At 45.3% G+C, this 7,858-nt stretch carries 6 protein-coding genes; all 6 read left to right on the forward strand.

The features are described 5' to 3' along the window. Positions 1-134 precede the first annotated feature (134 nt). The 6 genes from murJ to ispH all read left to right on the forward strand — a co-directional run bounded on the left by murJ (position 135) and on the right by ispH (position 7,507). Complete coding sequence (gene murJ / locus DKT73_RS17520; protein ID WP_111639811.1) at positions 135-1,703, forward strand: murein biosynthesis integral membrane protein MurJ; 1,569 nt, start codon at positions 135-137, stop codon at positions 1,701-1,703. Between the two features lie 138 nt (positions 1,704-1,841). Then, a complete protein-coding gene (gene ribF, locus DKT73_RS17525; protein ID WP_111639812.1) occupies positions 1,842-2,771 on the forward strand; it encodes a bifunctional riboflavin kinase/FAD synthetase in 930 nt (309 codons plus the stop codon). A gap of 32 nt (positions 2,772-2,803) precedes the next feature. After that, positions 2,804-5,626 carry an isoleucine--tRNA ligase gene (gene ileS / locus DKT73_RS17530; protein ID WP_111639813.1) on the forward strand — a complete coding sequence of 941 codons (2,823 nt, stop codon included), beginning with the start codon at positions 2,804-2,806 and terminating at the stop codon, positions 5,624-5,626. A gap of 14 nt (positions 5,627-5,640) precedes the next feature. Next, positions 5,641-6,132 carry a signal peptidase II gene (gene lspA / locus DKT73_RS17535; protein WP_408631198.1) on the forward strand — a complete coding sequence of 164 codons (492 nt, stop codon included), beginning with the start codon at positions 5,641-5,643 and terminating at the stop codon, positions 6,130-6,132. Continuing rightward, positions 6,129-6,560: an FKBP-type peptidyl-prolyl cis-trans isomerase gene (locus DKT73_RS17540; protein WP_111639815.1), complete on the forward strand. Its 432-nt coding sequence runs from the start codon at positions 6,129-6,131 to the stop codon at positions 6,558-6,560. Before lspA ends, DKT73_RS17540 begins: the two co-directional genes overlap by 4 nt. Continuing rightward, complete coding sequence (ispH, locus tag DKT73_RS17545; RefSeq protein WP_111639816.1) at positions 6,557-7,507, forward strand: 4-hydroxy-3-methylbut-2-enyl diphosphate reductase; 951 nt, start codon at positions 6,557-6,559, stop codon at positions 7,505-7,507. The genes DKT73_RS17540 and ispH overlap by 4 nt, the downstream gene beginning before the upstream one ends. The last annotated feature ends 351 nt before the right edge of the window (positions 7,508-7,858 follow it).

Consider the following 7,858-nt stretch of genomic DNA (forward strand, 5'->3'; position numbering starts at 1 on the left):
TTTAGCGTTGCCACAACCCTATTATACAAAATTTAATCAAATGAGCTTATATATTTGGCTGCGCTCTACTCGTTGCTGGTGTTATTCTTGGCGTGTTTGTGTCGCCTCTTTCGATGTTGTAAAAGAAAATACCTATGTCTAAGAAAAAATCTGTTTCGAACAAAGAGCCTAAGTCTTTGTCTTTATTGCGTTCTGGTGTCTTGGTTTCTATTTGTACGTTTCTTTCTCGTATTCTTGGTTTGGTGAGAGATGCGGCTTTGGCGTTTGTTTTGGGGGCGAGTGGTAGCGCGGACGCATTTTATGTGGCGTTTAAAATTCCTAACTTTTTTCGGCGTTTATTTGCCGAGGGTGCGTTTGCTCAGGCATTTGTTCCTGTTTTAAGTGATTATCGAGTGAGGGAAGGTAAGGATGAGGTGCGGGCGCTCATTTCTGCTGTCTCAGGGTCTCTCGCATTAATCTTGTTGTGCATCACGGTATTTTTTATGGTGTGTGCTCCATGGGTGGTTTATGTTTTTGCGCCTGGTTTCTCTGGGAATGAGGGGCAAACCGCGCTGGCGTCAGAATTGTTGGTGATTACTTTTCCTTATCTTTTGTTCATTTCTCTAACTGCGTTGGCGGGTGGAATCTTAAACGCGCATGGTCAATACGCGGTTCCCGCAATTACCCCTATTTTTTTGAACCTATCCCTTATTGTCGCGACGATGTTTTTTGCTCGTACTGCGGCCCAAGCCGAAACGGCGGTGGCGTGGGGGGTGTTTTTTGCGGGCCTCATTCAGCTCATGTTTCAAATACCGTTTTTAGCCAGATTGCAATTATTGCCGATGCCGACGCTGGGGTTTGGTCATCCGGGAGTGAAGCGAATTTTGCTGCTGATGGGGCCGGCTTTGTTTGGTGTGTCCGTGAGTCAAATTAATCTGTTGCTGGATACGGTGCTGGCGTCTTTTCTGCAAACGGGCAGTATTACTTGGTTGTATCTGTCTGATCGTTTGTATGAATTGCCGTTGGGGATTTTTGCGATTGCGATTAGTACTGTTATTTTGCCTTCTATGTCGCGCAGTTTTGCGGGCGGCGAATCATCGAAGTTTTCCGAAACGCTTGATTGGGCGTTGCGAATATTGTTGCTGATTGCTATTCCGTCGTCGTTGGCGTTGTTTATGTTGGCTGAGCCTTTGATTGCGACGATTTTTTATCGTGGCGAGTTAACGGTAAACGATGTTCAGATGGCAGCGCAAAGTTTGCAGGCTTACTCGCTTGGTTTGGTTTTTATGATGTTGATTAAGGTGTTAGCGCCTGGTTATTACGCGAGGCAAGATACTAGAACGCCAGTGCGCATTGGTATCATTGCTATGGTCGCCAATATGGTGCTGAACCTGATTTTGGTGGGACCGCTTGGGCATGTTGGGTTGGCGCTAGCGACGAGTCTGTCGGCAGGACTCAATGCTTTCTTGTTATGGCGTGGTCTCTATAAACAGCAGTTTCATGTTTTTTCTGCTCAATGGCGACGGTTGCTGCGTATTTTAATAAGTGCAACCGTGGCATTGGGGGTGTGTTTGTATGTGTTTTTGCAGCAAGGTTGGCAATGGACGCAAATGGATGATTGGTATCGAGTGGGTTGCACCTTGATGGTTGTCGCTTGCGGTGTGCTGGTGTACGTTCTGGTTGCCGTGGCGGCAGGTTTGCGTCCTTCTATTTTAAAACATTAGGCGTATTTTGTGTGTTTGCAGTATTGATTATCGGTTTGCACAGCTTGTTCAAGTTCTGGCCTACCTTCAACTGGTTAACTGCTATATAATCCATGATATTTTTTCGACGCTGGATTTAATTGTTTTGTACGGGGTTCTATGGAGTTAATTCGCGGTATTCATAATATCCGTTCAAAGCATAAAGAATGCGTGCTGACGATAGGGAATTTTGACGGTGTTCATTTGGGGCACGGTGCTATATTGGCGCGTGTCAAAGCCTTAGCTAAGCAATACGATTCTCCGGCGGCGATTATGATCTTTGAGCCTCAGCCGAGAGAGTTCTTTACGCCAGATACGGCACCGGGTCGTATTGGTCGTTTGCGTGATAAGGTGAAGTTATTAGAGGGGCAGGGCATAGATTATGTGCTTTGCATGCCGTTCAACCCTAAACTTCAACAATTAGATGCGCAGGCGTTTTGTCTGCGGATTTTGCTGGATGGTTTGTCCGTAAAGCATTTGGTAGTGGGGGATGATTTTCGCTTTGGTTGTGATCGACAAGGTGATTTTTATTACTTGCAAGAATTCGGTGGTCAGCAAGGTTTTGCTGTTGAAAATACGCCGTCAGTGTTAAACGCTTCGAATGAGCGTGTCAGTAGTACTCTGGTTAGGGATGCTCTAGAGCGCGGCGACATAGCCGCCGCACAGATGAATATGGGGCATTCAGTAAGCTTGAGTGGTCGAGTGATACATGGTCAGCAGCTTGGTCGAAAATTGGGTTTCCCAACGGCGAATGTGCACCTTAAAGGCATTAAATCGGCTCTTTCTGGTGTGTATGCTGTAACCTTTATGGTGGATGGCGTATCCCGTAATGGCGTGGCCAACATTGGAGTTCGTCCTACTGTTCAAGGTAAAACGCCGATACTGGAAGTGCATTTGCTCGATTTTAGTGGTGATCTGTATGACAAATACGTTCAGGTTACTTTCTGTCATTTTATTAGGGCAGAGCGAAAAATGGCCAGCTTAGATGCGCTGGAAAAACAAATTCAATGTGATAAAGAAGAAGCGTTACGCTTTTTTGCCAATCAGTGAAAAGATGATCTTTGAGGATAAATCGATAAACCATGAGTGATTATAAACCGACACTGAATTTGCCAGATACTGACTTCCCAATGCGTGGAGATCTGGCAAAACGTGAGCCTGCAATGCTGAAGCATTGGCAGGATATGGACCTGTATCAAAAAGTACGTGAGGTAAGTAAAGGCCGTAAATCTTTTATTCTTCATGATGGCCCTCCGTATGCAAATGGCAGTATTCACATTGGTCACGCAGTTAACAAAATCCTCAAAGATATTATTGTTAAGTCTAAAACCGTTAGTGGCTTTGATGCGCCTTATATCCCGGGTTGGGATTGCCATGGCTTGCCAATCGAACACAAAGTTGAACAGCTTATAGGCAAAGCCGGAACAAAAGTGTCTTACAAAGAGTTTCGTGCGAAATGCCGCGAATACGCTTATACGCAAATCGAAGAGCAGAAAAAAGATTTTATCCGTCTTGGTGTGATGGGGGATTGGGAAAATCCTTATCTGACAATGAACTTCCAAACCGAAGCGAACATTGTGCGTGCTTTGGGTAAGATCGCTGAGAACGGCCACTTGGTAAAAGGCTTTAAGCCAGTTTATTGGAGTGTGGTGGGTGGCTCTGCGTTGGCGGAAGCCGAAGTGGAATATCAAGATAAAACATCTTTGTCCTTGGATGTGCGTTATGCGCCACAAGACGAAGCCGCTTTACTAGCGAGATTCTCTGATGTCGAAGGGGAAGGTAAGGTTTCGGTTGTTATCTGGACGACGACCCCTTGGACGCTTCCAGCAAGTCAAGCCGTGTCAATCCATCCAGAATTTAACTACGCGTTAGTTGAAGTGGACATGGGGTTAGGCAAAGAGCGCTTGATCCTTGCTGAAGATATGGTCGCTGGCATCATGGCTCGTTATGGTGTTGCAGATTTCCGTATCGTTGGTCGAGCAGTAGGGGCTGATTTAGCGGGTACGGTTTTAAATCATCCGTTCCTGCAGCGTGATATTCCAGTCATCTTGGGTGAGCATGTTACGACAGAAGCGGGTACTGGCTGCGTACATACTGCACCTGACCACGGCGTGGATGACTTTAACGTCGGTCGTGAGAATGGCATTGGTACGATTAATCTGGTTCAAGACAATGGTGTCTATTCTGATGCAGCGGGCGAATTCGCCGGCTTACATGTTTATAAAGTAGACGACGCAGTGCTTGAAGCGCTGAATCGCAATAATGCCTTGGTGTTTGAATCGAAAATCTTCCACAGTTATCCGCATTGCTGGCGCACGAAAACGCCGCTGATCTTCCGTGCGACCCCTCAGTGGTTCATTAGCATGACCAAAGAAGGCTTGTTGGATTCTGCGAAGCATGCTGTTGAAGGGGTTAAGTGGGTACCAAGCTGGGGACAAAACCGTATGGAAGGGATGTTGAATAACAGCCCTGATTGGTGTGTGTCTCGTCAGCGTACTTGGGGTGTGCCAATTGCTTTGTTTATCAACAAAGAGACTCAAGAGCTTCATCCCGAAACGCCGCGTTTGATCGAAGAAGTGGCTAAGCGCATTGAAGTGGAAGGTATTGATGCTTGGTTTGAACTGGAAGCCGAAACGTTATTAGGTGCAGACGCTGAAAAATACAGCAAGGTAACGGATACACTAGATGTATGGTTTGACTCTGGTGTGACCCATTATTCTGTTATCGATCAGCGTGATGAATTGAGCTTTCCTGCCGATTTGTACCTAGAAGGTTCAGATCAGCACCGTGGTTGGTTCCAGTCTTCATTGAAAACGTCTATCGCGATTCGTGGTGTGCCGCCATACAAGCAAGTGTTAACGCACGGTTTTACCGTAGATGGTGACGGTCGTAAGATGTCTAAGTCTTTGGGTAACGTATTGTCACCGCAAAAAGTCATGGATACCTTGGGTGCTGATATTATTCGTCTTTGGGTGGCCGCAACGGATTACACCACTGAAATGACGGTGTCAGATGAGATTCTTAAGCGAGTCGCAGACTCTTATCGTCGTATTCGTAATACAGCGCGTTTCATGATGGCGAACTTGAATGGCTTTAATCCTGCGACAGATATGGTCTCTTCTAGTGAAATGATTGCTTTGGACCGTTGGATTGTGGACCGTGCGGCTTTATTGCAAAAAGATCTAGATAAAGCCTATAACGAGTATCAGTTCCACACAGTCAATCAGAAGATTCAGAATTTCTGTTCCGTAGATTTGGGTGGCTTTTATTTAGACGTTATTAAAGATCGTCAGTACACGACACAAAAAGACAGCTTAGCGCGTCGCTCAGCACAAACAGCGCTTTATCATGTTATGGAGGCTTTCACGCGTTGGATATCTCCTATTCTGAGTTTTACAGCGGATGAAATTTGGCAAACATTGCCTGGCGAGCGTAGCGAGTCTGTCTTCTTAGAAACATGGTATGAAGGTCTTGAGGAGTTGACTGGCGACGAGCCAATGGGGCGTGAATTTTGGAAGCAGGTGCTTGAAGCCAAAGTGGCAACGAATAAAGTGCTCGAAGCGGCTCGTAGTGAAGGTAAGATGAAAGCAAGCCTAAGCGCAGATATCACACTTTATTGTAATGATGCTTTGCAAACGATATTGGCCCGTCTTGGTGAAGAGTTGCGCTTTGTGCTGATTGCTTCTGATGTCAAGGTGTTGCCTTTGTCTCAAGCTGGCGACGATGCGGTTGCGACGGATCTTGATAGCCTAAAAGTGCATGTTGAGCTGAGCAAATACACTAAATGTGTGCGTTGCTGGCATCATCGTGAAGAAGTTGGTAAACGCGTAGCGCACCCAGAGCTGTGTGATCGTTGTATCTCTAACTTGCCAGATGGGGAAGGTGAACAACGCCTTTATGCCTAATGACTGCTTTAATTATGTGGAAACGAGTTCAGCGCTGGTGGGCGCTGGCTCTTATTCTGTTTGTTCTGGACTGGGTGACTAAGCAAGTTATTGAGTCCAACTTATTTTACGGACAAGAGATTGCGGTTTTACCTTTCTTTGACCTGACACTAAGGTATAACACGGGCGCCGCCTTTAGCTTTCTTGCGCAGGCAGGGGGATGGCAGCGTTGGTTTTTCTCTTTTATTGCTTTAGCGGTCGTGGTGGGAATCAGTTGGCGTCTGATTAAAATTGCTGAGACAAATCGACTGGAGGCTTTGGCACTCACTTTTGTGTTAGGTGGTGCCATCGGTAATCTTTATGACCGATTAGTTTATGGGCATGTTGTGGATTTTTTGCAATTTCATTGGCAGCAAGTTTGGTATTTCCCTGCGTTTAATGTTGCTGATAGTGCAATAACGATTGGTGTTATTCTGATGTTGCTTGAGAGTTTTGTGTCTAAAAAACCGGAAGAGGTGAAAAAATGAACGCCATTACGGCCGAAAGTCGTGTCACTCTGCATTTTGAGTTGTCATTGGAAGATGGGCAAATTGTTGATTCTAACTTTTCGCAATCTCCGGCTAGCTTTGTGTATGGTGATGGGAGTTTATTGCCTACATTTGAGGCGGTTTTATTAGGTATGAAAGTGGGCGATGAAGCCTCTTTTGTTATGTCGCCTGAGAAGGCCTTTGGGGCTCATAATCAAAGTAATATTCAGCGTATGCCGCGCTCGCAATTTGCTATGGACCTCGAAGAAGGGATGGTGGTGTCTTTTGCGGACGTGAGTAAAAACGAATTACCGGGTGTTATTGCTGAGATTGGTGACAAGGAAGTGGTTGTTGATTTCAATCATCCTCTTGCTGGTCGTTCATTGACGTTTAGAGTAAACATAGTTGCTATTGAGGCTGCGATATGAGTTTTGCCATTCAACTAGCGAATCCTAGAGGCTTTTGTGCTGGCGTCGACAGAGCTATAGACATCGTAAATCGCTGTTTGGATCTTTTTGAAGCGCCTATCTATGTTCGTCATGAAGTAGTTCATAATAAATTTGTGGTGGAGTCTTTAAAAGCACGCGGTGCGGTTTTTGTTGATGAGCTGGATCAGGTGCCAGACGACAATATTGTGATTTTTAGTGCTCATGGTGTTTCAAAAGCAGTTCGAGACGAAGCAACAAATCGCGGTTTAAAGGTATTTGATGCTACTTGTCCGTTGGTGACTAAAGTGCACTTAGAAGTATTGCGATATTCCCGTGACGGAATGGAGTGCGTTTTGATCGGGCACGATGGTCATCCAGAAGTTGAAGGGACCATGGGTCAATATGATGATCGTCAGGGTGGTGCTATTTATTTAGTTGAAAGTCCTGCCGATGTAGAGAAGCTTCAAGTTAAGAATCCAGAGCGCCTTGCTTTTGTAACGCAAACCACCTTGTCTATGGATGATACCTCCGTTGTGATTGATGCCCTTCGTGAGTATTTCCCTTTGATCCAAGGCCCTAAAAAAGATGACATTTGTTACGCTACGCAAAATCGCCAAGATGCAGTGAAAACCTTAGCGCAAGAGTCTGAGTTGGTGTTGGTGGTAGGTTCTGTGAATAGCTCTAATTCAAACCGTCTCCGTGAATTGGCAGAAAGAATGGGGGCGAAAGCCTATTTGATCGACAATGCTAGCGAGATTCAGTGCGATTGGTTGAAAGGTATTCGTAGTATTGGTGTAACGGCTGGGGCTTCGGCACCAGAAGTGTTAGTGAATGAAGTGATAGAGCGTCTTATTAAAGAGGGCGGTAGTGCTCCCCAAGAGCTAAAAGGCAGAGAGGAGAATGTATCCTTTTCTATGCCCAAAGAGCTTCGCATCATTGAGGTTTAAGAAATTTCCAATTAATTTAAAATTTCTTAAAAAAAGGGTTGCACAAAATCTGTAGATCCTTAATATACGCCCTCGCTGACACGGACAAGGCTTCAGAGTAACGAAGACCAAGTTCAACTAACCAGAAGATCTGGTTAAAGATTCAAGTCAGGACGCTCTTTAAAATAGATAATCAGATAATTTGTGTGGGCGCTCGCTGGAGGCTTCAGAAGATCATCGCATTGCTACTTGTAGCGTGTAGTTGGTCAAAAAAATTGAAGTCTTGCGAAACGTCTAACACGTCAATTCGCTTTATGTTGGCTTATTGTTTTTCGGAATGGTGAGTCGATTAAGTTATTGTTAGTGTAATAG

It is taken from the genome of Marinomonas shanghaiensis (assembly GCF_003259175.1).
In the GTDB taxonomy this organism is placed as follows: Bacteria; Pseudomonadota; Gammaproteobacteria; order Pseudomonadales; family Marinomonadaceae; genus Marinomonas; species Marinomonas shanghaiensis.

Excerpts from the sequence above, each read along its gene's own strand:
- murJ (WP_111639811.1), top strand. The coding sequence starts at position 135 with ATGTCTAAGAAAAAATCTGTTTCGAACAAAGAGCCTAAGTCTTTGTCT.
- ispH (WP_111639816.1), top strand. The coding sequence starts at position 6,557 with ATGAGTTTTGCCATTCAACTAGCGAATCCTAGAGGCTTTTGTGCTGGC.
- DKT73_RS17540 (WP_111639815.1), top strand. The coding sequence starts at position 6,129 with ATGAACGCCATTACGGCCGAAAGTCGTGTCACTCTGCATTTTGAGTTG.
- ileS (WP_111639813.1), top strand. The coding sequence starts at position 2,804 with ATGAGTGATTATAAACCGACACTGAATTTGCCAGATACTGACTTCCCA.
- lspA (WP_408631198.1), top strand. The coding sequence starts at position 5,641 with ATGTGGAAACGAGTTCAGCGCTGGTGGGCGCTGGCTCTTATTCTGTTT.
- ribF (WP_111639812.1), top strand. The coding sequence starts at position 1,842 with ATGGAGTTAATTCGCGGTATTCATAATATCCGTTCAAAGCATAAAGAA.